We start from the raw sequence: 24,075 nt of genomic DNA on the forward strand, positions 1-24,075 counted from the left end.
CTGTTAGTTTGTCTGTGGTGGCTGAATGAAAAAGATAACATATGCAGTCATAGTCAGTTCTCTTGTTGGCATTCTTACAGGGCTTGCTTTTATACTCTATTTTTACGATATGGATACGAAATCGCTGATTATTGCTAAAATTGTATTTTCAACTTTTATTGTCCTGTCCATTTTCATTGCGGCGATGCAGTTCAGGCTAAACAGGAAACAGGCAGAAATTACAAACAAATGGAACAAAAAGCAGTCAGCCATTACGCAGATGCATGCAAGCAGAAAGGTAATGAAAGAAGCCATAATAAAGCTACACAGCACATTTGGAATTCTTGAACGCAAAGATCCTTATGAACTGTATGAAATACATGACATTTACGGGGTGATGCTCAAAAACGGTAAATTCTGTTTTCACGGGGAGCAGACAGAAGAAGACATAAAGCAGCTGCCAGATACACAGACAGACGATGAATATAGATGTATTAGCTTCAGGAATGACATAAACGGAAGAGAGATGAAAGATGCAGTTATAAATTACCTGAGCGAATACGAGTATATCTGTTCTGCAGTAAATAATGATATTTTTGATGACAAGACGGTAAAAAGCTTATTGAAAGGGAGCATTGTTGGTAAATACAAGCTGTTTGAAAAATATATTAAACATCAACAGGAATCAACAGGAAATGAAACTTATTTTGCAGAATTTGCGTCTGTAGCTAAAAGATATGCGGAGGAATAAATGCGGATAAGATCCCGCATTTTATTTATATGGGTATTGGTTAAACGTCAACCCACTCGTTAATTTGTGTTCTCATATTTTACCCTTCTATGATATTATATACTACTCAATGTTCATGAAAGCGAACACTGAAACTCATTAATATTCCTTTTTTGCGTCACTAAATCTAACACAAAAAGTAAAATAAGTCAATTAAAATACATCAATTTTCATTCAATTTTTAAAAATCTCCGTTTTTGGCACACTTTAGGGCAGAGGTGTCTGGTGACAACTAACAACTTTCTCAGTCACAACTTCCGGCAATAACCGGAAGAAAAGGAGAAAAGGGATACGAGGTGATAATGATAGCTCAGTTTCAGCTGCTTTTGAAGTGCCCAATACTTTTCTATTTCTATGCTGAGAATAGCCCTTGTTCATTGGTATTTATGATTTATTTGTTACGCTCTTTTATGGTCTGTGCATCTGAAAAAACATCTTTTGTAATTTTTACACACAGGATTTTTATCTATGTTGCAAGCCTTTATCAGAGAAGATATTTTTTTGAGTTTGTGAAGGATGCTGATATAAGCTTTCCTGTAAAATATTTTCTTGATCCCTTCAATATCTTTATCTTTACCAAAATTTTGTACGACCCAAGCATTTGCAAATGATCTGGTAGGTTTTTTGTGAATCTTGATTTGATAAAAATGAGACGTATTGTCCGTTGTTTTATTGTCTTCGATTAGAGTAAAATTTATTATGACAGATGAAGAACAAGAACTATTAAACAAACTTGCAAAAAGAATAAAATATCAAAGAAATAAACTTGGTATTTCTCAAGAGAAATTAGCGGAAAAATGTGAATTTGATAGAACATATATAAGTTTGCTGGAAAGAGCAAAGCGGAATCCATCTTATTTAAGCTTGAAAAAATTATGTCATGGTTTAGAAATTGAATTAAGCGATTTATTGAAAGAATCTATAATAGATGACTAGAGCTTATTATTCAAATACTATAAAGAATTTTTTACATGATAGTAATAATGATATTTTAGGACAACTCGCAAGACATCATAATCATGCATTAGAAGACTTACAGAGAAATGCGTGGTTAAAACAAATCGATATTTTAAAAAATACATTACAATATTTTGAAAAAGATGGATATATATTTTTTGAATTTGCAATTCCTAGAATGGGGAAAAGAGTTGATAATATTATCATCATAGATGATTCAGTTTTTATTATTGAATTTAAAGTTGGATCAATTACATATGATAATTATGCTATTGAACAAGTTTTAGATTATGCAGTAGATTTAAAAAATTTTCATGAAGGAAGTCATGATAATAAACTCTTTCCTTTTCTCATAGCTACAGAAGCTAATCCTGTAAATAATAAAGTTGAAATTTTAGATGAAAAGCTATTTAATCCATTACTTGTAAATAAAGACACAATACTTGAAAACATTAAAGCTTGCTTGACATATAGTAATACAAATAAAATTGATCCACTTCTTTGGGCTAATGCAATTTATAAACCTACACCAACAATTATCGAAGCAGCACAAGCTTTATATAAAGGGCATAACGTCAAAGAAATATCTCGTTCAGATGCTGGAGCTATAAATTTATCTATTACAACTGAGAAAATTAATGAAATTATAGAATATTCAAAAAGCAATAATTTGAAATCTATATGTTTTATAACGGGTGTTCCTGGTGCAGGTAAAACACTTGCTGGTTTAAATATTGCAAATGAAAGAATGAATATCGATGAAAATGAACATGCAGTGTTTTTATCAGGGAATGGCCCATTGGTTGAGGTTTTACGAGAGGCATTAACAAGGGATGAAGTTTCAAATGCAAAAGAAAATGGAAAAAGGTTAACAAAAAGAGAAGCTGCAATTAAATCTCATGCTTTCATTCAAAATATACATCATTTTAGAGATGATGCATTAATCAATGACAAGGCTCCTATAGAAAAAGTCGTAGTATTTGATGAAGCCCAAAGAGCATGGGACAAAAAACAGACAAGCAATTTTATGCAAAGAAAAAAAGGTCAAGATAACTTCAATGTCTCAGAACCCTATTTTTTAATAGAAGTTATGAATAGGCATGCTGATTGGTGTACAATTATATGTTTAATTGGTGGCGGGCAAGAGATTAATGTAGGTGAAGCAGGTTTAGAAGAATGGATAAGTTCATTAAAAAATAATTTTTTTGAATGGAATGTATTTTACTCAAATTTAATTATAGAAGATAAAAATTATTTGAAAAATAATGATTTAAAACAATGGCTAAAAGAGAATGCTAAAGCTGAAGAAAACTTACATTTATCAGTATCTGTCCGTTCCTTTAGATCTGAAAAATTATCTGAATTCATACACTCTGTACTTGATATAAACTTACTAAAATCTAAAGAAATATATAAGCAGTATATAAAAAATCATTATCCAATTAAAATTACTAGAAATTTTGAGAAGGCAAAACAATGGATAAAAGGAAAAACACTTGGAAGTGAAAGAAATGGTGTGGTTGCATCTTCTGGTGCATATAGATTAAGACCTTATGCAATTAATGTAAAAAGTAAAATAGATGCACCTATTTGGTTTTTGAATGGTAAAAATGATGTTCGTTCTTCATGTTTTCATGAAGAAATAGCAACAGAGTTTGATATTCAAGGCTTAGAATTAGACTGGATATGTGTATGTTGGGATGGTGACTTTTATCTAAAAAATAATGAATGGATATATAGGAAGTTTAAAGGTACCAAATGGCAAAACATACATAAAGAGATTACAAAAAACTATTTATTAAATGCTTATAGAGTATTGTTAACTAGAGCAAGACAAGGAATGATAATATTTATTCCCTATGGATCAAAAGAGGATAAAACTAGACTACCTGAGTATTATGATGCTACATTTAAGTACTTAAAGGAAATTGGAATTGAAGAGGTTTGAAACAACTTAATATGTGCCATTTTATATTCAATTTTGGGAAAATATATAAAAAGGAAATCAATGGTTTTTAAGAAGATTGATGACAAAAGTCAAGAGATATCTATTCTCAAAAATTTACTGAAAGAAAGTAATAGTGAAAAGCAAAAATCTTTTATACAAAAAGATATTACATCATTGGAAAATGGCTACAAAGCAGAAAAAGAAAATGCTTATTATCTTGATTTTCATTTTGAAAGCAAAGATAGACTTGTGTTATTACATGATATAAGAATAGAGCACAAGGGAAGAACCGCACAGTTTGACCATATACTCATTGCACCACTGGGCATAACTATTTTGGAAAGTAAAAGTTTTCAAGGTGAATTGACGATAAAAGATGATAACTCATTGGTTGTGAAATACGGGAAATACACTAAAACATTTCCAAACCCTATAGAACAGAATATCCGTCATGAAAAAGTTTTATATGATTTCATTCATGATGCTTTGGAAATACCTGTACGATTTAAATTGATGGGAGGTATCCCTATAGATAATAAAGTACTTATTCATCCAAATACAACAGTGACCAATAATCATCTGCCAGAAGGTTTTGAGAGAAGTGATGCTTTTGCATCAAGAAGAAATCAAGACATAGACAAAATGGGAGTAACTAAGACCTTATTGTCGACTGTAACATTTATAACAAAAGATTTTACCAAAGAAATTGCAGATGATTTAATCAAAGCACATACCCCTGTAAAATTTAATTATACTACCAAGTATAGAGTAAGTCAAAAAGAGTCTCAAATGCCTAAGCAGCCTGTTGGAGCAAAAGAAAATGTGGAAGAGAAAATTTGCCCCCGATGTAAAGAGGGTAGGTTGGTTAAGAGAAAACGTAAATCTAAAAAGTTTGGTACTCAGTATGCTTCTGATGAATTTTATGGGTGCAATAGATTTCCAAAGTGTCGATATACTGAGGAAATTTAATGGCACAAAAAGACTGGGAAGAAGTTATAGGGATTATCGAAGATAAATCACCCGGACTTTTTAAAAAATTTCTAATATCGGAACAAAGTTTCTTGCCAAACGAAACTTTTCCCAATCCTTTCAATGAGGAACACTCAAACTTCAGTGCTTCTGACCTTGGTAAGGGGAAACCGGGACAATGGATCCCGGTATATTACACCAAAGACATTCCTGAATATTTTCGGGAAAACAGTGTAGTACCTGTAAGAGCAGGGCCGGCGGAATTCTTTTTTTATAAGGGTGAAGTTTTTTTCGATCTGAAGAGCGTCGATTTTGAGAAGATAGACACAGATAGGATCAACCCTATAGAAAGTTATATCCCCGTTACGCTCAAGGCAAAGTTTCAGAGAAATGAAAATGCCTACCTGAACAAAGCCATTGCACTTGGGTACATCAATCATTTTGTAGATGATGTCGGGCTTGCCGTATTTGAACATGAGATAGAAACAAAGACTCATAAACGCCTGCTTTATGGACAATTCGGGAAGATAAAAATAACCAACCCTCTACAGTTTAAAACAAGCAAAGGAAGCAAAACCCTTCACCCCGGATTTCAGTTTGAAATAGACCTTGTTCTTGAAAACAGGGATGAGATCATTATCTTCGAAGCCAAGACAGGAAGCAAACCCTTCGACAACTTCTCCATCCTCCAACTCTACTACCCCTTGATCTACCTGCGATCGATCATCGACGAACCAAAGCCGATACGTACCATCTTCATGGACATCACCGCAACCGAAAAAAAAGAAGCCTACCGCCTGCTGGAAGTCCGTTTTAATGAAGACCTGTTTGATGAGCTTGAAGTTCTATCTGCGTGTAAGTATGTGAAATAGTGAAAATATTACAATATGTCATACTTTTCACTATGTCTGCTTTTTTGTTCTAAAATCAAATTATAAAATTTGAATATTTGACAAAAGTTATCAAATATGATATCATCCAAAGGTAGACAAAATGTCGTGGGAAGTTACTTTTTATAGTGAACGGGTTGAGAAAGAGATACTGGGCTTTCTTGCCGGGATATTGGCTGATCTTTTACATATATTGGAAATGATTGGACGATCCTTTTTTGCAATAGTCGTTAATGATGAGATCGTTATCTTGCATTCTTTTGTAAAGAAATCCCAAAAAACACCTAAAAAAGAACTTGACAAAGCACGAAAAAGACTCAAGGAGTTACAATGAGCAGAACATCATTAAAAGAATTTAAAGAGAAAGCGTTTCTCAATAGAGCAGTAGAAAAAGAATACAATGCTTTAAAACCGGAATACATCATTAAGAAAAAACTTATTGCAATGCGCAAAGAGGCAGGACTGACCCAGGAAAAACTGGCTGAACTCATGGGGACAAAAAAGAGCAATATTTCAAGACTTGAGAGCTTTAAAAACAATATATCTCCACGGATCGATACTTTAATGAGCTATGCCAAAGCTACAGGACATGAGCTGAAAGTAGATTTTGTGTGATACTCCCCCTGATCTACCTGCGATCGATCATCGACGAACCAAAGCCGATCCGTACCATCTTCATAGATATCACCGCAACCGAGAAAAAAGAAGCCTACCGCCTATTTGACAAAATAGGTTTTATAACCTATAATATAGGTATTAAAAACTATATTTAAGGTTTTAAAATGTTGGAAGCGATTTTTGGATCTAAAAACCGTGAACGTGTATTGCAGTTTATTCTTGCCAATGATGAAGGATATGCTAAAGAGATAGCCGATTTTTACGGTACCAGTTTAGACCCGATTCAAAAGCAGTTGGAAAAACTGGAGTTGGGCGGTGTCTTGGTCAGTAAAAATGTAGGGCGTACACGACTTTTTATGTTCAATCCGCGCTATGCTTTTCTAAATGAACTGAAAGCCCTTTTGGAAAAAGCAAGAAGTTACTATAGTGCAGAAGAGATAGAAAAACTGACAATGAGGCGAAAACGCCCAAGAAGAACAAAAAAACCTATGGTAAAGTCTTCATGAAAAGTATTAAAGAGATGAGTATGGAAGAGCTGGCAGCTTACATATGCAGAGAACTTGAAAAGGAAGGAATAGAAACTGTCCTTTCAGGCGGTTCCTGTGTACAGATCTATTCTCAGGGAAAATATACTTCAGATGACATAGATCTCATTGACAGGTATAACGGAGGTCATACTAAAATTAAAAATGTAATGCTAAGACTTGGTTTTAAAGAATATAATCGTTATTTTGTACATGATGACACATCGTTATTTATTGAATTCCCACGTGGCCCTTTAGGGGTAGGAGATGCACCAGTAAGTGAGGTGGCATCAAAAGAAGAGGAGACTGGTATATTGAAGTTACTTACTCCGACTGACTGCATAAAAGACAGACTTGCAGCATATTTTCACTGGGATGACCTGCAGAGTCTGGAGCAGGCAGTTTGGGTAGCAGAACAAAATGAGTACGATATGAAATCTGTTCAAAAATGGGCAAAGAACGAAAAAGAGATTGAAAAATTTGAGATTTTCAGGAGTCGATTGAAAAAATAACTGAAAGTAAAACCCACCACCTTCTGGAAGTCTGTTTCAAAAATGATATGTTTGATGAGGTTGAGGTTGTTTCTGCGTGCAAGTATGTGAAAAGTATTACAGATTGGCACCGCAAATTTTTCCAAGACCAGAGCATTACCATATGCATTTACAGAGCAGGGTGTCTATATGCATTTGACACTCATCTGGTATTATTGTATCATTATGTATATACTGAAAGGACCTATCATGACAGTATCCATAAAAAAATGGGGTAATTCTTTAGCCTTGCGAATACCGAAAGACATAGCCAGAACATTGCACATAGAAAATAATTCTATTCTTGAATTAAACATACGGAATGGAGCACTTGTCCTGGAACCACAAAATGAAACATTATTGGAAAGTTTAGTATCTCGTATAGATTCTGACAACCTGCATGCTGAAGTAGACACAGGTAAGGCAGTGGGTAATGAAGAGTGGTGATTATGTACCCGACAGAGGTGATATAGTCTGGTTAAACTTCACACCACAAACAGGACATGAGCAAAGAGGCAAACGCCCAGCGCTTATACTGTCACCTAAAATTTATAATGAAAAGACTTCGTTATGTATTTGCTTACCTATTACCTCAAGAGTAAAAGGCTACCCATTTGAAGTACCATTGCCAAAAGATTCAGAAGTAACAGGTGTTATACTCTCAGATCAAGTCAAAAACCTGGATTATGTAGCAAGGAAAGTATCTTATATATGTGAAGTACCTCATGATGTGTTAGTCCATGTTCAGAAGAATGTATTGGCTTTGCTGGGGTAGCTGCCGCCTGCAGGAAGTCCGTTTTAATGAAGACCTGTTTGATGAGGTGGAGGTTGTATCTGCGTGTGAGTATGTGAAATATTATTTAAAGCAGCCTATAATGCAGACAGTTATTTGCCTGAGTTTAGCGTGTGACGACCGGATGAAGTAAAAAAATACTCGTGGGATGCAAAGTTTTAGGCAAACTTTGAATAAAATGAGAGACATAATAAAGGGTACCTATGATTAGAAGTCCCCTAAAGGAAACCCATGACTCCTACACTCTATTTTGTTGATGTGGAATCAACAGGTGTCGATCTTAAAAATGACAGACTGATACAGTTAGCCTTCTTGAAAGTGCAGGGCGATAACATCGAAGCGTTCAATGACCTCTGTTATACCGATATCGAGATGAACGATACGGTGGTCAATATTCACCATATCACCAATGCCATGCTGGAAGACAAATACTGGCCGTATGAGACGGATGCCTTCATAGAACTTGAAAAAGGGAACAGCCCTTCCAACTATTTCATCGCACACGGTAACGAACTGGATGTTGCCATGCTGGAGCATGAAGAACTCAGCCTGGAGATGCAGAAGATCGATACAGACAAGTGTTCCAGGCTGCTGTTCAAAGAAGCCGGCAGTTATAAGCTGGAAGACCTCATTACCCGGTATCAACTGACCCAAAAAGCGGAAACGGTAGCAAAACAGATCGGCTTAAAAGACATCGATGCCCACGATGCCCTGAGTGATGCGTTATGGCACTATGTATTGTTTGAAGCACTTCTGGAAAGAGCGGAGGGTGACATTGACGCTTTGGTCACACTGACCGCTGAACCCATGATGCTGGAAAAAATTACGTTTGGCAAATACAAGGGGAAAAGCTTCGAAGAGGTATTCCAAAAAAGCCCTCTTGATCTGGTCTGGATGTATGCCAATATGGCACAGGACTGGCCCGATCTGGATTTTACGCTTGCTTACTGGTTAAAACAAAAAGCATTTTTCTGGCAGAAGGCGCAGGATGAAAGGAAGGAAGCGGAACAGCTTCGGTTTTGAGTGAGCGTTGTTAAGCACAGACATCGCATACTTCTATTTCGAGATCCGGGAATATTGACAAACTAATCATTTTAGTGTATAACCCGTATAAAGAGTCAGTAGTATACTATTTACTCGGATTTTGATATAATAAAATATATTAATAATGGATATATAATAAAGGAGAAAGATTGATCCCGTTTACAGATGAAGAGTTGGAACCGGCAGTCAGCGATGTGATAGAGAAGGTGCGGCCTTCTATTAAACTCGACGGTGGAGATATCGATCTGATCGCTATCAGGGACGGAGTGGTGTATGTACAGCTTCAGGGTGCCTGTGTCGGGTGCGGAAGTGCGGGTACGACCATCAAGTTCGGTGTGGAGCGGCAGCTGAAAACACTGATACACCCGGAAATAACAGTGATGAGTGTTCCAAGCGGATGGGAAGACAAACTGGATCAATTAGGTTAAAATGAGTAAAATAAGTCAAGACATATTATTGAAAAGAGCTGAAAAAGCATTTCTTGAGGGTAAATATACGGCAGCACTGCGTTCGTACGGGTTGATTTTGAAAGATTACCCTTCCCTTGACGAAGCGAAAGTAGGAGCATACCTGAGTGACCTCGGACTTGAAAGCGAAGAGGAAGCCCAGGCCCTGTTCGACTATTACCTGATGATCAAAGACAACAAGAAAAATGCGGTTGAGATCATCCATTCGCTGATAGAATCGCTCGATACAACCAAAGAAAGTATTCGCCAGCTTCTGACTTCTCCCGAAGAAGAGGAAGTAGAATACGGAGATGGTATCCGTTATGCGGACTTTCTTGCTCTGGTCGAGAGCAGAGGCAGCTTCAAGCAGGCATTTGAGGACATTATGTTCTCTACCAAAGTAGTGATCACGGATAAAGATGAATTCATCGACTTTGTGACCAAGCTTGCCGATGAAGGATTTGACGAAATGGCACTGGGATACCTGGATGCTACGGCAAGTCTTTTCGGCAATGACCAGGAAGTACTGGCACTCTATAATGTCGTGCAGGGAATCAAAAAGTGAAAATCAATTTTGACCTGGAAGGTTTTGCCTTTATTACCGACAATACCGCTAAACTTGACAGTGAAACCCTTTTTCTTAAAACGGCACAAAATACACCCTATTTTGAAAAACTTGAAAAGAAGCCGGATTTCATTACCCCGGAAGCGCTGATCGCTCTCTGGGAACTGGAAAAGATGAAAGTAGTGGGCGTAACGGGTACAAACGGCAAAACAACTGTAACGGCAGCCATCTACTCTTTTCTGCTTGACCTCGGCGAAAAGCCGGCACTTCAGGGTACGCGGGGACTTTTTGCAGAAGAACAGCGCCTAGAAGAAAAAAGTATGACAACCCCATCGATACTCGAAACGCTGCACAATATGAAGCAGACAGCCGACAGGGGATGCAATTACTTTATTATGGAGGTCAGTTCGCATGCGATCGATCAACAGCGTATAGAAGGACTTGTATTTGCGCTGAAAGTGCATACCAATGTTACCAGTGACCATCTGGACTACCATGGAACAGTCGAAGAGTATAGGCGTGTCAAGAGCCTTTTCTTTGCCGATGATACGATGAAACTGCTCAACAAAGATGATATTAAACATATTAGCTATAACCCGAAGCATGCGTACAGTTACGGCGTAGACGAACCGGCAACCTATAAAGTGCAGGCATTTTCTCTGCTGCACGGCATTACCGCGGGGATCAAGTATATGCAGGAAGAAGCGACATTCCATTCACCGATGATGGGCCTCTTCAATCTCTTTAACCTGATGGCTGCGATAGGGGCAGTACACTTGCTGACCAAGCGCCCCATTCAGGAGATCTGCGATGTGGTTGAAAACTTTGCCGGTGTAGCCGGACGGATGGAAGTCGTGAGCCGTGAGCCGCTTGTCATCGTCGACTTTGCCCATACGGATGACGGGATACATGCCGTACTGGAGTCCATGAAAGACAGAGATATCTCTGTAGTCTTCGGTGCCGGCGGCAACCGAGACAGAGAGAAGCGTCCCCGTATGGGAGCCGCGGCAGGCAGATATGCAAACAAGATCTATGTGACTTCCGACAACCCGCGCAATGAAGTGCCGGAGATGATACTTGAAGACATTCTTGTGGGGTTGCATGGCAAAGAACATGTGACGGCGACACCGGACAGACGACTTGCGATAAAAATGGCATTGGAGGCATTGGAGCCGAATGAAGTGCTGCTTATTCTGGGTAAGGGTGATGAGGATTACCAGGAGATCAGAGGAGTGAAACATCATTTTGATGACAGGGAAGTTGTTCGGGAGTTGCTGGCTGAACGACAGAGTTGACCTAACCCTCTATCGCGCAGGGTAATGTACCCTTAATGGTGACTTTCTCATTCTTTTGTGTCAAAATTCTGCGGAGCAATGCGCAACACTATGCCTGCGGCATATTCATTTCAAATTTTTCTCCTGTCTCCTGTGTATGTCTGTAGAGTTTCCATGCATGAATGATCTGATAGGCCATCCATGCGAAAGACAGTATGGTCAAGAGACCGGCAAAATAGATGAAGGGTGCAATAAAAAGTGACACTGTAAATGTGACAAGTGTTGTCAGGTGGATGTAAAGATGTTTGTTGGCTGTTTTGGGATGAATGACTTCATGCATCATGGGAGCAGTAAAGTAGCCCTGACTGTTGAGGTGGAACCAGGTAAGGAACGGGATGATCTTGTAGAACATGGCAAAGACAATGCTCAATGCAAAAAAGGCAAAGAAAAGATAGCTGAGTGCTTTGATGCTTTCTATGTCAACAAACCGCGAAAATACCAGTGCGGCCATGGAGAGAAGAAGCGAGGCAAGCCCCGTTCTCCAGAACCATACGGTTGCGTCGGACAGGGGACGTTTTTTCTGTGTCAACCTCAAAAGTGTCAACAGTGCATAGGCGCTTAACACCAGTGCCAGCACTATATCTGCAATGACCCATGCCGCAGGGAAGAAAAGTCCCGTAATGAAAGTGATGATGAGCAATCCCAGAATACCCATGGGCAAATAGTAGCTGACAGCCTTCGGGTAGGGCGGTGTGACATAGAACATTTCTATGACCTGGAAAGAGATGGAGATGATCAGCAGGCTGATCCATCCGAAGAGTCCGAAAGAATAGTGTCCTTCTTTCATTTGGACGAAATAGCTTCCTGCGATCGTTCCCGAGAGTGCCGCAGTCAGGTAGAGTGCCAGGATGACGAGTATGGCGAGAGATAGAAGCGCCATGACCATGCCTTTTGAAGACGCACTGTGGTAGGTCAGTTCAAAAAGATTTTTGAGCATCACTGCGACAATATAGAAAATGCTGCTGCCCAACAGGAGGGAAGCCAGTGCATAGAGCCAGGGCAGTGATGTCTGAAAAGCGGCAAGCAGGGCAAAAATACCGGCAGTAAAAGGATACTGAAGCAGGTTGGCTTTCTGCTGAGGTGCAGCGAGTCTGACCCCCGCAATGACAGGCAGCATCTGGAAGAGGGCTGCAAACATAAAGGAAAGCATGACCCCGAGGGTCAGTGTATGAGTCAGAATGACGGCCTGCATGCTCTGTGCATCAAATATGGCCGTACCGAAAAAGAGGATGAATATGCCGGCGAGAATACCAAAAAGCGCACCGGAAAAAAAGAAACGCAGAACGACCGAGATTGGAGGTGCCTGGTCGAGAGAGAGTCCGTTCTGGTTAAACACGCAGGAGTTCCTCAAGTTCTATGGCCGGGTTTCTGGCCACAAGTACGTGCCAGTTCCCCTCATCGTCTTCCCTGCTGAGTGACTGGAAGCCCTGTTCCTTGGCAAGGTCGAGCAGGGGGACGGGGTTTTTTCGGTGAAGCATATAGAAATAACTGTCATCATCGAGCTTTTGGAGTGCCCTTATGGCGTGTTCAAGCGGTTTTGGGTGTTCCAGTTCTCTTGCATCGAGATCAATTTTTTTCAATTCCGACATGATCAGAGCACTACCTCTTTCATTTTCCCAAGTGTTTCCGTTTTGATTTCAGGCGGCAGTACTCTGTCACACATGGCATAGAGCATTTGTTCCTCCTTCATATTGTGCTGCTGCAGAAGGATCATCATGGATTCACACAGAGAAAGGTAGGCATCTCTGTCTTCTGATTCAAGGGCTTCGGCCAGTTTGCCTATGAGGCCTCTGACCTGTTCATGTTCATAGCGCATAACCTGCGTCGGACCTTCTGCACTGCCTGTCTGGGCTTCAAAAGCAGGGAAAAGTTCATCTTCTTCCCGTTTAAAATGCCTGAGTGTATCATCGGCAAAGTGTAAAAAAGCTTTTTCCGCCTCTTCCCATTTCCCTTCTGCCGCCAACTGTTCTGCCTGTGCAAACTCCGTATCGCAGTCTCTGTGTTCCTGTGTCATGAATTGTGAAATGATCATGTTTAGATCCTTGAAAGTTTTTTATTATTTAATGGTGATCATTTGATCCCAAAGTGCTGCAGAGAGGAGGATCTTCTCTACACGTGCCTGCCACAGCTGTCCGAACTTTTTGCGTTCTCCTGCAGATGCGAGCCCCTGAAGACTTTTTCCCATCAGCGGCTGCATGGCAGGATCAGCCGGGATAATGGAAGGGTTGTAGCTCAGTGTTACACTGCGGTTCGTGTCAGTCCTTGTCAGTGTGACTTCTCCTTCCATAGGAACATCGTAATGCAGAAGATTGTTCCTGGAAAAGTGGCCGCCGATCCCTTTGAAACCGCCGATCCCGTTCGCTCCTGCGATAAATGCAATGACATTGCCGATCACTCCGGTCACGCCTTCTGCTTCATTTTCATGCAGGGAAACACGAATGGAACCGCGCCGCGGCAGTTCGTTGCCATACAGTGCCGCAAGTCCTTTTTTGGCCATGAGGTAGGCACCTGCCACTGTAGGGCAGGAGTGCCCTGCCAGTTTGACACAGTCAAGATAAGTGATCTCCATCAAGCCTTCTTCAAAAGCTCCGAGAAAGTTACTGAGGGGGTCTTCCAACTCTATGGGTTCGACCTGGTCAAAAAAATCAGGATATGTCATGGGCGTCCTTCCGACTGTTGTATTGAAAGAGATTATAGAATAAAAAAGTAAATCACAGCTTGATATTTATCAAGAATTAAGTAATTAAGAGTAAAATACTCCTAATTAAATATTAAAGGATTACCCATGATGCAAGGTGTACCACAACCAGCGTTCTATATTTTCAAATGTCAGCAGTCGGCACCTCCGGGCATGCCAAAACCAAGCTGTGTAAGCCAGAATGACCCTGAATCACAGCAGCTCTTCCAGCATTTGGCACAAAGTCTTATGATGAAGGGGATCATCGGGACTGTCCAGCCGATACAGACAGGATGTCTCAACCGATGCCAGCAGGGGCCTGTGATGCTTGTAGAGCCTGGCCATACCATGTATGTCGGCTTGACCAAAGAGAAGATCGACAGGATCATTGATGAGCATATTATCGGAGGAAATGTTGTAGAAGAATATGTCATTCCGCCTGAAATGTGGGGCGAGCCCGTACCTCCGTCGGAAATGATCCGATAATTATTTTCATGTATCGGGGCCCCTGTGCTCCTGCATGATTACAATTTCTTCATAATTACAGTATAATACAATGATAAGATTTTAAGATTTCGGTATAATGCCGTCAATTTAACAGAATCAGGTAGGACTATTATGAATATTACCATGCTTTATTCTAAGCTGCATAGAGCGACCGTTACCGATGCCAACCTTAACTATGTCGGTTCCATTACCATAGACCAGGACCTTCTCGATGCCGCGAATATGCGTGTGGGACAGAAGATCGATATCGTCAATATCAATAACGGTGAGAGATTTTCCACCTATATTATCTCCGGCGAAAGAGGCAAGGGAGATATTTGTCTGAACGGTGCGGCGGCACGAAAAGTGCATAAAGGCGACAAGATCATCATTATTGCGTATGCAACGATGAGCGAAGCGGAAGCGGACAGTCACAGTCCGAAGATCGTGATCCTGGATGACGAGAACGGTATCGCACAGGAATTTGAGGGATTGGAGTAAGCCTATGTTTGAAGGATTGGATCTCGGTAATATGGGAAAGATGATGGAGCAGATGCAGGAGAAAGCAAAAGAGCTTCAGGAACAGGCAAAAAATGTTGAGTTTACGTCCAAGGCAGGGGGCGGTCTTGTTGAAGTAACCGCGAACGGTGCGGGTGAAGTGATCGATCTGAATATTGATGATTCGCTGCTTGAAGACAAAGAGTCTTTACAGATACTGCTGATCTCGGCGATGAATGATGTGAATAAAATGATAGAAGACAATAAAAAATCCCAGGCTATGGGTATGATGGGCGGCATGAACCCTTTTGGTTCATAAGTCAGCGGTTCAGATCGACAAGATAGTTGAACTCTCTGGAGTGCTTCAGTTTTAGAATGCGTTTGGCACTGATGGAGGATTTACCCTCTTTTTGGCGGATGTTCTGCATGGTTTTACTCAGTTTCATCTTTTCTCCTTTCTTGGTTGGTAGTCTGTCCTTATCGGACGGTGCAACTATAGCGGCCGGATATAACACAATGGTAACAAGGAGTTACAATGAATGAGCTCACACAAGCGATAGAAAATGATTCGATCGCCAAACTCAAGTCTCTGCTTCAGGCAGGGACAGACCTGAATAAGCCTATTCTCATAGGCGAAGAGTACGATCTTGAGGAATATGATGAGATCAGTCCGCTCTTTTATGCTATCAGAAAGTATGCTTCTCTTGAAATGATAGAGCTGATGCTTGAAAACGGTGTAGATCTCTACGCGACAGACAGTGACGGCATATCGGCACTGGATATGGCGATCAAATTCAAACGAAAAGAGATCATACGGTACTGCATTGACAAAGGGATGGAACTGAACAGTACCAAACGAAAAAGCGGTATTCTTCCGGTTATGCTGGCTGCCTGTTTTTCTGATACCGAACTGGTCCAGATGCTGCTGGACCATGGGGCAGATATCAACGCGACGGATGCTTCCGGAATGAGTGCCAAAGACTATGCCAAAAAGCTCGGGCAGAAAAAGATGGTCGCCTATCTTTCCGAAAAAGGCGCCAGGCATAACCTTTATCCCGAAGAAGCATGATCTTCTTCATCGGGCATTTTCTCTGCGCATAACATACTTGAATTATCTTTCTTTCTGCGTGTAATCGTTCTGTAACTATTTTTTTCTATACTTCCGCCATCTTAAACAAAACAAGGAAGATAAACATGAAAAAAATCGTACTTTCATCCGTCGCAATTGCAACACTGGCTTTGACAGGGGCAAATGCAGACAGTACAAGTGATATTGCCGAAATGAAGGCGATGATGAAGCAGATGAACCAGCGTCTGGCGAAGCTTGAGACAGAGAACAGGCAGCTTAAAACAAAAGTAGCACAGAATAAAAAAGCAATGACTCACAAAAAGAAGTCTACGCATGTAGCGGCCAAACCGGCACATCATAAAGAAGCAACAGCTGAAGAAGAGAATGTCATGCAGAAGTTCGCGAAAGCGACACCGACATTTGCAAAAGCATCCAAGCTGAAATTCTCCGGTGTCCATTACCTTGGGTTCGTACATGGCAACAATAAAGACCATTTGACAGGAAAATCAAACAGTTATAATGATTTTGAATCAAGACGAAACTATATCCAGGTCAAGGCATATTTATTTGATGATCCAAAGAGTTACGCAAGAATTACACTTGATACCCACCAGGTAGGGAACGGTAAAGATGTCAATAACGGTGATGTTGTCAAAGGCGGCAATACGGGAGACTGGGAAGTACGTCTCAAATATGCATACCTGTATATTAATGACATTCTTCCGTATACGGGCGTAGAGTTTGGCCAGGCGCACAGACCATGGATCGATTATGAAGAGCACCATGGATGGCTGTACAGATCTATCTCAAAAACCTTTGTTGAGAAGGGACAGGATGCCGACTTTACCAATTCTGCTGACCTTGGGGTGAACTTCAAGACAAAAACAGAATACTTTTCTTCTGAAATCGGTCTCTTTAACGGAGAAGGGTATCATGGCCTTCTTGACAAAGACAGCAATAACGGTTTGAGTTTTGAGTGGAGACTGACAGGAAACCTGCTCGGAACCGGTGAAAAACATGTACATAAGTCAGACACTTATGCGGATGTTTCTTTTTACGGACAGTACAATACCAGTATGACGAAAAAAGGTGAATTCAACCCGGATACAGGAAAATTTGATGGTGATTTTGTATGGTACGGGTTCAATGCGGTATACAACCAGCCCGAATTCCTGATTGCCGGAAACTATTTGAAGTCCACCAAAGCGAGTCCTTCCTATAAAGGTAACGGCTGGTCAGTCAATGGTGAGTTGAGACTGCTGACCTTTGATGAAAATCTTGATGACTGGAATATTATCGGTAGATATGACAAATGGGATCTTGACAGCGGTGAGTCCAGAAAAACGTGGATTGCCGGTCTCGGTTATACATGGAATAAAAATGTTGAATTCATTCTGAACTATGAGGATGATACCGATACACGTACTGTGGCGATCGACAATGAAACACAAAGAGTGCTCTTTACTGCAGATGTGAAGTGGTAATTTTTATATCTCTCTGTCCTCCCCATGCGGACTGACGGGGGTATCGTCTGATGATATCTCGGCCAGCCTGCTCTTGAAATATGTTTGAATACCCTTTCCCTTGTTGCACTTCAGGCAATATCTTTGCTATTCCATGCTATTATTAGAGGTGTCCTTACTCTGTCAGGGGTTGCTACAGGTATGAGTGTGTGAAGAAAGAGGGAAATAATGAAACGCTTCGGAGTGAGAATTTTAACGGTTTCGTATATGGTTTTTTCCGGTGTGCCGTTGTCTGCTGCTGCGAATATACTTGAAAATACTGCTGTTAAAAAGCATCAAATACCCAACGTTCCTTCTTTTGATCTTTCCCACAAGGGAGAGGCTCTCCGATGCTACCCTTCTTCACTTGTTGAAACAAATAGCAAAAAGAAACTGGTAGAATTTGTCTGTGTGCAGCGGAACCTGGCAGAAAAACTCGTGTCTGATGCCGATGATATCTCTTCCGAGGAGGACAGGGGACGTCAGGAGACAAAGCGTTTCCAGCAGCTCTTGAAAGACAAGAAGGAAATCGGAGCCATCTATCATGTCAAGATACCGGCAGGAGATGCACGCTACCCGGGGATTGCCGCACATGAGGCAAAGCAGATGCTTCAGAACAACCATTACTTCGGCAAGTACATTCGCTGGCTTCTGCCTGCCAAATTCTATATCAGCCTGCGACCGCAATATGCGGAAATGGCCGGAAGCAAAGAAGGCAAACATTTTCATAATGCCGGTTCAAGGGCAGGGTTCTTTTATGCTTACAAATTCAATAGCGGCATCAATATTACAATGCAGTATGAGGGCAATATCAACAAGGAAAACAAGGGAAATTTTATTAACCTTTCTGAACAGTCCGATTCAAATCGAAGGTTAAGTTATCTTGCTGCGGAGTACAAGGGTATTACTTTGTTGGGAGGGAAATACTGGTCGGCCTATTACGATATAGCGGGGATAACCGATTATTTTATGGCATACGGTGCACAGGCGAGCGGAGTATACAACAATTCCGGAGACGGTTCTGTTTCCGGGACAGGCCGGGCGGACAAGGTTTTGCAGGTGCATTTCGCTATCGATGATTTTGAAAGTACCCTGCAGTATCAGTACGGGCATGCCAGTCCTGAAGGTATCGATGGTGAATTTGGCTACAGAATGGGTGCCAGTCTTGTCTACAAGGGGTGGAAAAAGGACGGATGGAAAGCAGGAGCGGCTTTTGCCTATGGGAAGTATGATGAAATAACCGCCATGATGCGGCAAATGGGGATCACGGGAAATGACCAGGCCTATATTGCAGGTTTGTCATTTAAAAAAAACTGTTTCCTGGTGAACGGGAACCTCTCCTATACCCGGAACCATATGAATGATGACCAGGGTGTCTATTTTGACGGAGTAGGTGTAGAAATTTATGCCCGATATGATGTGAGCAGCCAGATCCGTACGGTAGCAGGTATCAACTGGCTGAAACCCACAGGGGGCTATCGGGGGCAATACGAAATAAAAAAAGGTATCCTCTCTTTTCAATATACATTCGGCAAAAGAACATTCGATGATGTGGTCTATCTGGAGATCGCACTGCCGCACGGCTCCTTTGCTTCCGGAGTCCGGGGCAATACGAGTGTAGCCATAGGGTTACGCTATCTCATCGACATTTAGTCATACATTATGAAGGATAATATGTAACACTTTTTGTACATAAATAAATTTTTTATTATATTTATGAATAAATATATTTTACAAATATAATTTTACTGTTACAAATAGTCACATATATTTAACCAAATATTAAAAATTACAAATAGTTACACTTTTAGTAATACTTTTGTAACTATTTGCTCCTATATTGTTTCCAAATCAAATACAGAGAAGAGACAAGATGAAAAAAATCATATTATCAATGGCAGCAATAGCAACAGTATCCATGGGTGCGTCAGATGTCAAACACCCACATGAACGAATAGAGACAAAAAAACAGAAAATACTAGAAACTGAAACCCAAGTACCCGTAGCTGAAAAAAGTATTTTAGACAGATTTCATTTCAAAGGTGATTTAAGATTACGGTATGAGAGTATCGAGAGAGATGACGCTGATAATAAGTATAGAAATAGATATCGTTTAAGACTAGGCTTAACGACTGTTATAACAGATAATCTTGAATTTAAGGTTGGTATGAGATCTGGTTTTGCAAACCCAACTTCAGGAAACCAAACATTCCTTGATGACGAGCCTTTGCGTGACTACTTTTTTCAGTCGCTTAGATTCAATGTTCTAGGTTTCAAGTATAAGTCTGATAGCTCTACTTACGAAATAGGTAGACTACCATACATGATGTATAGACCTATAAAAACACAACTTATTTGGGATAATGATGTTTCACTGAACGGGGTAAACTATCAGTATAAAGATGACACAAAGATTATCACTTTAGGTGTAAACCAACCAACTTTGGAAGAAGCAGCTTCAAACGATGCAAATGTTGTTAACCTCATTATAGCACAATATGTACATAAGTCTGAATTAGATTTTGCAAAACTTTACTTGGGTACCGGTCTCTATTATTATGATGGACTCAAAGGCAACATACCGCTTTTTGGTAAAGGAAAAGGTAACACCTTGGATGAAAATGGTTTGTATGTAAATAATTATCATCTTATAGAAGGATTTGGTGAGCTGCAGTTTAACGATGTATTTGGTATGCCGCTAAAAGTCGCAGCAGGGGTTGTGTATAACTTTGGGGCAGACGACAATAACTTTGGGTACGACTTGGCAGTAATGCTGGGTAAGGCGAAACATGTTGGCGACTGGCAGGTAAAATACTCCTACACAGATCTTCAAGCGGATGCGGCATTTGGTGCATATTCCGATTCGGATAACTTTGGTGGGGGTACTGCCGCAAAAGGTTCTGCAATCAGAGCAAAATACAAAATGGGCAAAAACCTCTACCTTGCCGGCAACTTCTTCTTCGATACACTCTATGCAAGCAAAAGTAAAACAGGTGCAGAAGCAGACTACGAGCGTGTACAGCTGGATGCAATCATCAAGTTCTAACATATACATTTCATAGATGGGCTTTGGCCCGTCTTTCTTCCATTTTTTTCACACTTTACATTTCTTTTTTTATTTGATTACAATTTGGTAACAAAATTGTAATACTTTTTTCCTATACTCCCGAAATTTTATACTTCAGGGGATAATGATGAACAATACGATCAAACTTCTACTCGGTGCCGCTTTTGCTGCAGCAGTGGCTTTTTACGCCAGCAGTATCATAGGACACGGCGTCCATGCGGGCTTTATGGTACTTGCTGCGGTGTTCGGTGCCTATATGGCCATGAACATCGGTGCGAACGATGTTGCGAACAATGTGGGGCCGGCTTACGGTTCCGGAGCGATCTCCATGGGCGGGGTTATTGTCATTGCGGCGATCTTTGAAGCGACGGGTGCGCTGGTTGCCGGCGGTGATGTGGTCGGTACCATTAAAAAGGGTATTATCGATCCGGCAGCGTTCGGGAACGATCCGATGCTGTTCGTGTATGCCATGTCTGCCGCACTGCTTGCCGCAGCGCTCTGGCTTAACCTTGCTACCTGGCTTAAGGCGCCGGTCTCCACGACGCACTCCATTGTCGGCGGTGTTGTCGGTGCAGGAATCGCAGCAGGCGGATTTGCCATCGTTTCCTGGGGAACTATGGGCAAGATTGTAGCGTCATGGGTGATCTCTCCGGTCCTTGGCGGTGTGATCGCAGCGATTTTTCTCTATATCATCAAGTCCCAGATCCTTTACCGGAAAGATATGCGCACGGCAGCCAAAAAAGTGGTTCCGGTCCTTGTGGCGGTTATGGCAGCGGCATTTCTGACCTACCTGACGCTCAAAGGGCTCAAGCATGTGTGGAAAGACTTTACTGAAGTGTTCAGCTTTTTGCCGCAGACGAAAAAACCGACCTTTCTGGCAGCTCTGATCATTGGTCTGATCGGCGGATTTATCACTTATCTGATCGTGAAACCCAGAACCCTCAAACGTGTGGAGAATGGGCTTGGTGAGAGCAGGGCTGACATCAATATACTGTTCGGTATTCCACTTGTTTTTGCTGCCATATTCCTCAGTTTCGCCCACGGGGCGAATGACGTTGCCAATGCCGTCGGTCCATTGGCCGCAGTGTACGATGCCCTGGCACATGCTGTCATCGCGAAAAAAGCGGCCATTCCTCTGTGGGTCATGGTGGTAGGCGGGGTGGGTATCTCTATCGGTCTTGCCCTGTATGGACCGAGGCTCATCAGAACCGTTGGTTCGGAAATTACGGAACTCGATGAGATGAGAGCTTTTTCCATCATGATGGCCGCGGCGATCACCGTGATCATTGCGTCACAGCTCGGTCTTCCTGTATCTTCAACCCATATTGCGGTCGGTGCGGTATTCGGTGTCGGGTTCCTTCGCGAATGGCTTGACAGCAAGAATATGGACGAGAAGCAGAAAAAACTGCAGATCGAAGTGGAAAAACTTGATGCAATCAAACGTGAACTTGAAGCGCTCAAAAGCGAAGAGGATTACAAAAAGCAGGTTGAGCTTATCGGTGCACAGAAAAGTCAGAAGAAAAAGGTAAAAAGTCTTAAGCGTTCACTGCGTGAGAACTATGTCAAACGCGGTATGGTAAAAAAAATTATTGCTGCGTGGGTCATTACCGTACCTGCGGCAGCCTTCCTCTCTGCGATCATTTTCTATGTGATCAAAGGGTTTGCTTCTTGACCACGGAATCTGTTCTGACGGAGTTCCGTCGGAATATTGCATCCACTTCCCCCTGCACAGAACGGTAATAGAAATGTTATCAATACATATTATGATACTGTTATGCAAAAGAAAAATATAGAAATTGTTATCATTGAAGATGAGGCTGATATACTGGAACTGCTTGAGTATCATCTTGCCAAAGAAGGCTATGATACAACAGGATTCCTTTCTACCGAAAATGTGGAACAGTTCCTCGAAGAAGAGAATCCTGCACTGATGATCGTAGACCGTAACCTTCCCGGTATCGAGGGAAGTGCGTTCGTCAGGCAGATGCGGGAGATCGGGTATGATGTTCCTGTGATCTTTCTGACGGCAAGGGACAAAGATGGGGATGTGGAAGAAGGGTTTTTGGCCGGAGGTGATGACTATATGACCAAACCTTTCAATGCCAGGGAGCTGTTGCTTCGTATTCAGGCCATTTTAAAAAGAAAAGGCGGGGGCAGTACCGACAAAATAAAATACAGAGATATCCTGCTTGACTTGAAGAGCCGTGAAATCTATGTAGAAGAACAGCTCGTAGAGTTGACCAACCTCGAATTCAAACTGCTGCATACGTTCATCAAAAATCCCCACCAGCCTCTTGACAGAGATTTTTTGAGAGATGAAGTGTGGGGCGATGATTCTGTAGGTTTTCATGACAAAACCATTAATGTGGCTATGAACCGGCTTAAAAAGAAAATAGACCCCAGTGGGGAAAAAGAGTATTTTGCTCCTGTGTGGGGTGTAGGATATAGACTGGTATGACTCCCTTATTTTTTTAAAACACTTTCTTTTCTCTTTGTTTTGGCAAATCCTGCACCTTTTTTTGTTTTTGCTTTGAGTTCTAGATTCTCAATTATTTTACGATAATCAATCCCTTCATTTTGCATGTGTGCAAAACAAGTAACCGCAACTGCTATGGCATTGGGAACTTCACCTTTTTTCTTATAGGATTGAAGGTTTTTTTCACTTACCTGTATCAATTTTGAAAATTTAGGCAGACTTATTTCTGCATCTAAAAGCTTTTTTTTAAACTCTATAAAAGTCATTTTTCACCTTTTTGTTACAAAATGTTACGAGATGATAACATAGATTTCTTTTTATATTTGACAATAAAGTATTTTTTATATACAATACCTATATTATATTACTAATAGTAATGTATAATACCAAAAATTAAAGGAGCCCAACATGGCAAAAACTGTAAAAAAAGCGACCAAGAAGCCCACAGCAAAAAAAGTACTTAAGAAAAAAGTAGTAAAGGGTGTTGTGAAAAAAGCAACAAAAAAAGCAGTAGCGAAAAAAGTGGTCAAAAAGAAAAATGCTAAAGCAGTAGCAAAAAAAGTGACTAAAGTAGTTCTTAAAAAAGCACCTGCCAAGAAAAAAGCAGCAAAAAAAGCAGCAAAAAAAGCGATTAAAAAAGCGGCATAATGCCATCAACAAATATAGAGGCGTTTTCACCTCTATATTTATCTCTCCTCTTTATTTTAATGTGTTAAACTTCCTTCATATGCTTACCTAACGTAATTAAAAGGATTAATAACGTGTTTCATTCATTAGACAAGCGCTGCATATGAAGAATGTGAAATGCATATCGTAGGACATAAAATTTTTGTACGTCTTAAAGATATACCGATGTATTTGTCTAAAAAGACACGAGACAGCATTCGTAACAGATATAGCCACTCTATAGAAG

32 protein-coding genes are annotated in these 24,075 nt (G+C 40.8%); 26 read left to right on the forward strand and 6 right to left on the reverse strand.

Annotated features, from left to right (window positions below; translation table 11 throughout):
- Positions 1-25 precede the first annotated feature (25 nt).
- The 16 genes from F8L24_RS01005 (at position 26) to F8L24_RS01080 (ending at position 11,348) form a co-directional block, all read left to right on the forward strand.
- Positions 26-730: a DUF4760 domain-containing protein gene (locus F8L24_RS01005; RefSeq protein ID WP_294951035.1), complete on the forward strand. Its 705-nt coding sequence runs from the start codon at positions 26-28 to the stop codon at positions 728-730.
- Positions 731-1,468: 738 nt separating this feature from the next.
- Positions 1,469-1,705 carry a helix-turn-helix transcriptional regulator gene (locus tag F8L24_RS01010; protein WP_294951036.1) on the forward strand — a complete coding sequence of 79 codons (237 nt, stop codon included), beginning with the start codon at positions 1,469-1,471 and terminating at the stop codon, positions 1,703-1,705.
- Entirely contained in the window at positions 1,698-3,674 is a 1,977-nt protein-coding gene (locus tag F8L24_RS01015) for a DUF2075 domain-containing protein (protein ID WP_294951037.1), read from the forward strand. Before F8L24_RS01010 ends, F8L24_RS01015 begins: the two co-directional genes overlap by 8 nt.
- A 60-nt stretch (positions 3,675-3,734) precedes the next feature.
- Complete coding sequence (locus tag F8L24_RS01020; RefSeq protein ID WP_294951038.1) at positions 3,735-4,643, forward strand: NERD domain-containing protein; 909 nt, start codon at positions 3,735-3,737, stop codon at positions 4,641-4,643.
- Entirely contained in the window at positions 4,643-5,515 is an 873-nt protein-coding gene (locus tag F8L24_RS01025; RefSeq protein WP_294951039.1) for a hypothetical protein, read from the forward strand. Before F8L24_RS01020 ends, F8L24_RS01025 begins: the two co-directional genes overlap by 1 nt.
- 121 nt (positions 5,516-5,636) lie before the next feature.
- Entirely contained in the window at positions 5,637-5,867 is a 231-nt protein-coding gene (locus F8L24_RS01030; RefSeq protein ID WP_294951040.1) for a type II toxin-antitoxin system RelE/ParE family toxin, read from the forward strand.
- Positions 5,864-6,148 (forward strand): helix-turn-helix transcriptional regulator, encoded by a 285-nt coding sequence (locus F8L24_RS01035; protein ID WP_294951041.1) that lies wholly within the window; start codon positions 5,864-5,866, stop codon positions 6,146-6,148. The genes F8L24_RS01030 and F8L24_RS01035 overlap by 4 nt, the downstream gene beginning before the upstream one ends.
- The gene (locus F8L24_RS01040) at positions 6,145-6,306 is read left to right on the forward strand and encodes a hypothetical protein (protein WP_294951042.1); all 162 of its coding nucleotides are present in this window, start codon (positions 6,145-6,147) and stop codon (positions 6,304-6,306) included. The genes F8L24_RS01035 and F8L24_RS01040 overlap by 4 nt, the downstream gene beginning before the upstream one ends.
- A gap of 9 nt (positions 6,307-6,315) precedes the next feature.
- Positions 6,316-6,657, forward strand: a complete 342-nt coding sequence (locus tag F8L24_RS01045; protein WP_294951043.1) for a winged helix-turn-helix domain-containing protein — start codon at positions 6,316-6,318, stop codon at positions 6,655-6,657.
- Positions 6,658-6,677: 20 nt separating this feature from the next.
- Positions 6,678-7,187 carry a hypothetical protein gene (locus F8L24_RS01050; RefSeq protein WP_294951044.1) on the forward strand — a complete coding sequence of 170 codons (510 nt, stop codon included), beginning with the start codon at positions 6,678-6,680 and terminating at the stop codon, positions 7,185-7,187.
- 228 nt (positions 7,188-7,415) lie between these two features.
- The gene (locus tag F8L24_RS01055; RefSeq protein ID WP_294951045.1) at positions 7,416-7,652 is read left to right on the forward strand and encodes an AbrB/MazE/SpoVT family DNA-binding domain-containing protein; all 237 of its coding nucleotides are present in this window, start codon (positions 7,416-7,418) and stop codon (positions 7,650-7,652) included.
- Complete coding sequence (gene mazF, locus F8L24_RS01060) at positions 7,639-7,980, forward strand: endoribonuclease MazF (RefSeq protein ID WP_294951046.1); 342 nt, start codon at positions 7,639-7,641, stop codon at positions 7,978-7,980. Before F8L24_RS01055 ends, mazF begins: the two co-directional genes overlap by 14 nt.
- A 249-nt stretch (positions 7,981-8,229) precedes the next feature.
- A complete protein-coding gene (locus tag F8L24_RS01065; RefSeq protein ID WP_294951047.1) occupies positions 8,230-9,021 on the forward strand; it encodes a 3'-5' exonuclease in 792 nt (263 codons plus the stop codon).
- A gap of 170 nt (positions 9,022-9,191) precedes the next feature.
- Complete coding sequence (locus F8L24_RS01070; RefSeq protein ID WP_294951048.1) at positions 9,192-9,470, forward strand: NifU family protein; 279 nt, start codon at positions 9,192-9,194, stop codon at positions 9,468-9,470.
- Between the two features lie 28 nt (positions 9,471-9,498).
- Complete coding sequence (locus tag F8L24_RS01075; protein WP_294951049.1) at positions 9,499-10,053, forward strand: hypothetical protein; 555 nt, start codon at positions 9,499-9,501, stop codon at positions 10,051-10,053.
- Positions 10,050-11,348, forward strand: a complete 1,299-nt coding sequence (locus F8L24_RS01080) for a UDP-N-acetylmuramoyl-L-alanyl-D-glutamate--2,6-diaminopimelate ligase (RefSeq protein ID WP_294951050.1) — start codon at positions 10,050-10,052, stop codon at positions 11,346-11,348. The genes F8L24_RS01075 and F8L24_RS01080 overlap by 4 nt, the downstream gene beginning before the upstream one ends.
- 88 nt (positions 11,349-11,436) lie before the next feature.
- On the opposite strand, the gene F8L24_RS01085 is transcribed toward F8L24_RS01080, so the two are convergent.
- Genes F8L24_RS01085 through F8L24_RS01100 form a run of 4 tightly spaced genes read right to left on the reverse strand, consistent with a single transcriptional unit; the run spans position 11,437 to position 14,046 of the window.
- The gene (locus F8L24_RS01085; protein WP_294951051.1) at positions 11,437-12,723 is read right to left on the reverse strand and encodes a hypothetical protein; all 1,287 of its coding nucleotides are present in this window, start codon (positions 12,721-12,723) and stop codon (positions 11,437-11,439) included.
- Positions 12,716-12,976, reverse strand: coding sequence for a DUF2249 domain-containing protein (locus F8L24_RS01090; protein ID WP_294951052.1), 261 nt, complete (start codon positions 12,974-12,976; stop codon positions 12,716-12,718). The genes F8L24_RS01085 and F8L24_RS01090 overlap by 8 nt, the downstream gene beginning before the upstream one ends.
- 2 nt (positions 12,977-12,978) lie before the next feature.
- Positions 12,979-13,419 carry a hemerythrin domain-containing protein gene (locus F8L24_RS01095; protein ID WP_294951053.1) on the reverse strand — a complete coding sequence of 147 codons (441 nt, stop codon included), beginning with the start codon at positions 13,417-13,419 and terminating at the stop codon, positions 12,979-12,981.
- A 24-nt stretch (positions 13,420-13,443) separates the two neighbouring features.
- A complete protein-coding gene (locus F8L24_RS01100) occupies positions 13,444-14,046 on the reverse strand; it encodes a hypothetical protein (protein WP_294951054.1) in 603 nt (200 codons plus the stop codon).
- Positions 14,047-14,172: 126 nt separating this feature from the next.
- Between F8L24_RS01100 and F8L24_RS01105 the strand changes: the two genes are divergently transcribed.
- The 3 genes from F8L24_RS01105 (at position 14,173) to F8L24_RS01115 (ending at position 15,367) form a co-directional block, all read left to right on the forward strand.
- Positions 14,173-14,550, forward strand: coding sequence for a (2Fe-2S) ferredoxin domain-containing protein (locus F8L24_RS01105; RefSeq protein WP_294951055.1), 378 nt, complete (start codon positions 14,173-14,175; stop codon positions 14,548-14,550).
- 132 nt (positions 14,551-14,682) lie between these two features.
- Positions 14,683-15,051 carry an aspartate 1-decarboxylase gene (panD, locus tag F8L24_RS01110; protein ID WP_294951056.1) on the forward strand — a complete coding sequence of 123 codons (369 nt, stop codon included), beginning with the start codon at positions 14,683-14,685 and terminating at the stop codon, positions 15,049-15,051.
- Positions 15,052-15,055: 4 nt separating this feature from the next.
- Positions 15,056-15,367: a YbaB/EbfC family nucleoid-associated protein gene (locus F8L24_RS01115; protein ID WP_294951057.1), complete on the forward strand. Its 312-nt coding sequence runs from the start codon at positions 15,056-15,058 to the stop codon at positions 15,365-15,367.
- 1 nt (position 15,368) lies between these two features.
- On the opposite strand, the gene F8L24_RS01120 is transcribed toward F8L24_RS01115, so the two are convergent.
- On the reverse strand, positions 15,369-15,494 hold the full coding sequence (locus F8L24_RS01120; RefSeq protein ID WP_294951058.1) for a hypothetical protein: 126 nt from the start codon (positions 15,492-15,494) through the stop codon (positions 15,369-15,371).
- An 89-nt stretch (positions 15,495-15,583) separates the two neighbouring features.
- Here F8L24_RS01120 and F8L24_RS01125 point away from each other — a divergent pair, with 89 nt between their 5' ends.
- From F8L24_RS01125 to F8L24_RS01150, 6 genes are all read left to right on the forward strand, one after another.
- A complete protein-coding gene (locus F8L24_RS01125) occupies positions 15,584-16,117 on the forward strand; it encodes an ankyrin repeat domain-containing protein (protein ID WP_294951059.1) in 534 nt (177 codons plus the stop codon).
- Between the two features lie 125 nt (positions 16,118-16,242).
- Positions 16,243-17,601, forward strand: a complete 1,359-nt coding sequence (locus tag F8L24_RS01130; protein WP_294951060.1) for a hypothetical protein — start codon at positions 16,243-16,245, stop codon at positions 17,599-17,601.
- 207 nt (positions 17,602-17,808) lie between these two features.
- Positions 17,809-19,272 carry a porin gene (locus F8L24_RS01135; protein WP_294951061.1) on the forward strand — a complete coding sequence of 488 codons (1,464 nt, stop codon included), beginning with the start codon at positions 17,809-17,811 and terminating at the stop codon, positions 19,270-19,272.
- Between the two features lie 220 nt (positions 19,273-19,492).
- The gene (locus F8L24_RS01140; protein ID WP_294951062.1) at positions 19,493-20,665 is read left to right on the forward strand and encodes a putative porin; all 1,173 of its coding nucleotides are present in this window, start codon (positions 19,493-19,495) and stop codon (positions 20,663-20,665) included.
- Positions 20,666-20,813: 148 nt separating this feature from the next.
- Positions 20,814-22,358 carry an inorganic phosphate transporter gene (locus tag F8L24_RS01145; protein ID WP_294951063.1) on the forward strand — a complete coding sequence of 515 codons (1,545 nt, stop codon included), beginning with the start codon at positions 20,814-20,816 and terminating at the stop codon, positions 22,356-22,358.
- A 102-nt stretch (positions 22,359-22,460) separates the two neighbouring features.
- Positions 22,461-23,144 (forward strand): response regulator transcription factor, encoded by a 684-nt coding sequence (locus F8L24_RS01150; RefSeq protein WP_294951064.1) that lies wholly within the window; start codon positions 22,461-22,463, stop codon positions 23,142-23,144.
- Positions 23,145-23,149: 5 nt separating this feature from the next.
- Here the strand turns inward: F8L24_RS01150 and F8L24_RS01155 are convergent, their stop codons facing one another.
- Positions 23,150-23,428, reverse strand: a complete 279-nt coding sequence (locus F8L24_RS01155; protein WP_294951065.1) for a hypothetical protein — start codon at positions 23,426-23,428, stop codon at positions 23,150-23,152.
- Between the two features lie 142 nt (positions 23,429-23,570).
- Here F8L24_RS01155 and F8L24_RS01160 point away from each other — a divergent pair, with 142 nt between their 5' ends.
- Positions 23,571-23,810: a hypothetical protein gene (locus F8L24_RS01160; protein ID WP_294951066.1), complete on the forward strand. Its 240-nt coding sequence runs from the start codon at positions 23,571-23,573 to the stop codon at positions 23,808-23,810.
- The last annotated feature ends 265 nt before the right edge of the window (positions 23,811-24,075 follow it).

The organism is Sulfurovum sp., assembly GCF_015493435.1.
In the GTDB taxonomy this organism is placed as follows: Bacteria; Campylobacterota; Campylobacteria; order Campylobacterales; family Sulfurovaceae; genus Sulfurovum.

Excerpts from the sequence above, each read along its gene's own strand:
- F8L24_RS01005 (WP_294951035.1), top strand. The coding sequence starts at position 26 with ATGAAAAAGATAACATATGCAGTCATAGTCAGTTCTCTTGTTGGCATT.
- F8L24_RS01010 (WP_294951036.1), top strand. The coding sequence starts at position 1,469 with ATGACAGATGAAGAACAAGAACTATTAAACAAACTTGCAAAAAGAATA.
- F8L24_RS01015 (WP_294951037.1), top strand. The coding sequence starts at position 1,698 with ATGACTAGAGCTTATTATTCAAATACTATAAAGAATTTTTTACATGAT.
- F8L24_RS01020 (WP_294951038.1), top strand. The coding sequence starts at position 3,735 with ATGGTTTTTAAGAAGATTGATGACAAAAGTCAAGAGATATCTATTCTC.
- F8L24_RS01025 (WP_294951039.1), top strand. The coding sequence starts at position 4,643 with ATGGCACAAAAAGACTGGGAAGAAGTTATAGGGATTATCGAAGATAAA.
- F8L24_RS01030 (WP_294951040.1), top strand. The coding sequence starts at position 5,637 with ATGTCGTGGGAAGTTACTTTTTATAGTGAACGGGTTGAGAAAGAGATA.
- F8L24_RS01035 (WP_294951041.1), top strand. The coding sequence starts at position 5,864 with ATGAGCAGAACATCATTAAAAGAATTTAAAGAGAAAGCGTTTCTCAAT.
- F8L24_RS01045 (WP_294951043.1), top strand. The coding sequence starts at position 6,316 with ATGTTGGAAGCGATTTTTGGATCTAAAAACCGTGAACGTGTATTGCAG.
- F8L24_RS01050 (WP_294951044.1), top strand. The coding sequence starts at position 6,678 with ATGGAAGAGCTGGCAGCTTACATATGCAGAGAACTTGAAAAGGAAGGA.
- F8L24_RS01055 (WP_294951045.1), top strand. The coding sequence starts at position 7,416 with ATGACAGTATCCATAAAAAAATGGGGTAATTCTTTAGCCTTGCGAATA.
- mazF (WP_294951046.1), top strand. The coding sequence starts at position 7,639 with ATGAAGAGTGGTGATTATGTACCCGACAGAGGTGATATAGTCTGGTTA.
- F8L24_RS01065 (WP_294951047.1), top strand. The coding sequence starts at position 8,230 with ATGACTCCTACACTCTATTTTGTTGATGTGGAATCAACAGGTGTCGAT.
- F8L24_RS01090 (WP_294951052.1), bottom strand. The coding sequence starts at position 12,976 with ATGTCGGAATTGAAAAAAATTGATCTCGATGCAAGAGAACTGGAACAC.
- F8L24_RS01095 (WP_294951053.1), bottom strand. The coding sequence starts at position 13,419 with ATGATCATTTCACAATTCATGACACAGGAACACAGAGACTGCGATACG.
- F8L24_RS01100 (WP_294951054.1), bottom strand. The coding sequence starts at position 14,046 with ATGACATATCCTGATTTTTTTGACCAGGTCGAACCCATAGAGTTGGAA.
- F8L24_RS01105 (WP_294951055.1), top strand. The coding sequence starts at position 14,173 with ATGATGCAAGGTGTACCACAACCAGCGTTCTATATTTTCAAATGTCAG.
- panD (WP_294951056.1), top strand. The coding sequence starts at position 14,683 with ATGAATATTACCATGCTTTATTCTAAGCTGCATAGAGCGACCGTTACC.
- F8L24_RS01115 (WP_294951057.1), top strand. The coding sequence starts at position 15,056 with ATGTTTGAAGGATTGGATCTCGGTAATATGGGAAAGATGATGGAGCAG.
- F8L24_RS01120 (WP_294951058.1), bottom strand. The coding sequence starts at position 15,494 with ATGAAACTGAGTAAAACCATGCAGAACATCCGCCAAAAAGAGGGTAAA.
- F8L24_RS01125 (WP_294951059.1), top strand. The coding sequence starts at position 15,584 with ATGAATGAGCTCACACAAGCGATAGAAAATGATTCGATCGCCAAACTC.
- F8L24_RS01130 (WP_294951060.1), top strand. The coding sequence starts at position 16,243 with ATGAAAAAAATCGTACTTTCATCCGTCGCAATTGCAACACTGGCTTTG.
- F8L24_RS01135 (WP_294951061.1), top strand. The coding sequence starts at position 17,809 with ATGAAACGCTTCGGAGTGAGAATTTTAACGGTTTCGTATATGGTTTTT.
- F8L24_RS01140 (WP_294951062.1), top strand. The coding sequence starts at position 19,493 with ATGAAAAAAATCATATTATCAATGGCAGCAATAGCAACAGTATCCATG.
- F8L24_RS01145 (WP_294951063.1), top strand. The coding sequence starts at position 20,814 with ATGAACAATACGATCAAACTTCTACTCGGTGCCGCTTTTGCTGCAGCA.
- F8L24_RS01150 (WP_294951064.1), top strand. The coding sequence starts at position 22,461 with ATGCAAAAGAAAAATATAGAAATTGTTATCATTGAAGATGAGGCTGAT.
- F8L24_RS01155 (WP_294951065.1), bottom strand. The coding sequence starts at position 23,428 with ATGACTTTTATAGAGTTTAAAAAAAAGCTTTTAGATGCAGAAATAAGT.
- F8L24_RS01160 (WP_294951066.1), top strand. The coding sequence starts at position 23,571 with ATGGCAAAAACTGTAAAAAAAGCGACCAAGAAGCCCACAGCAAAAAAA.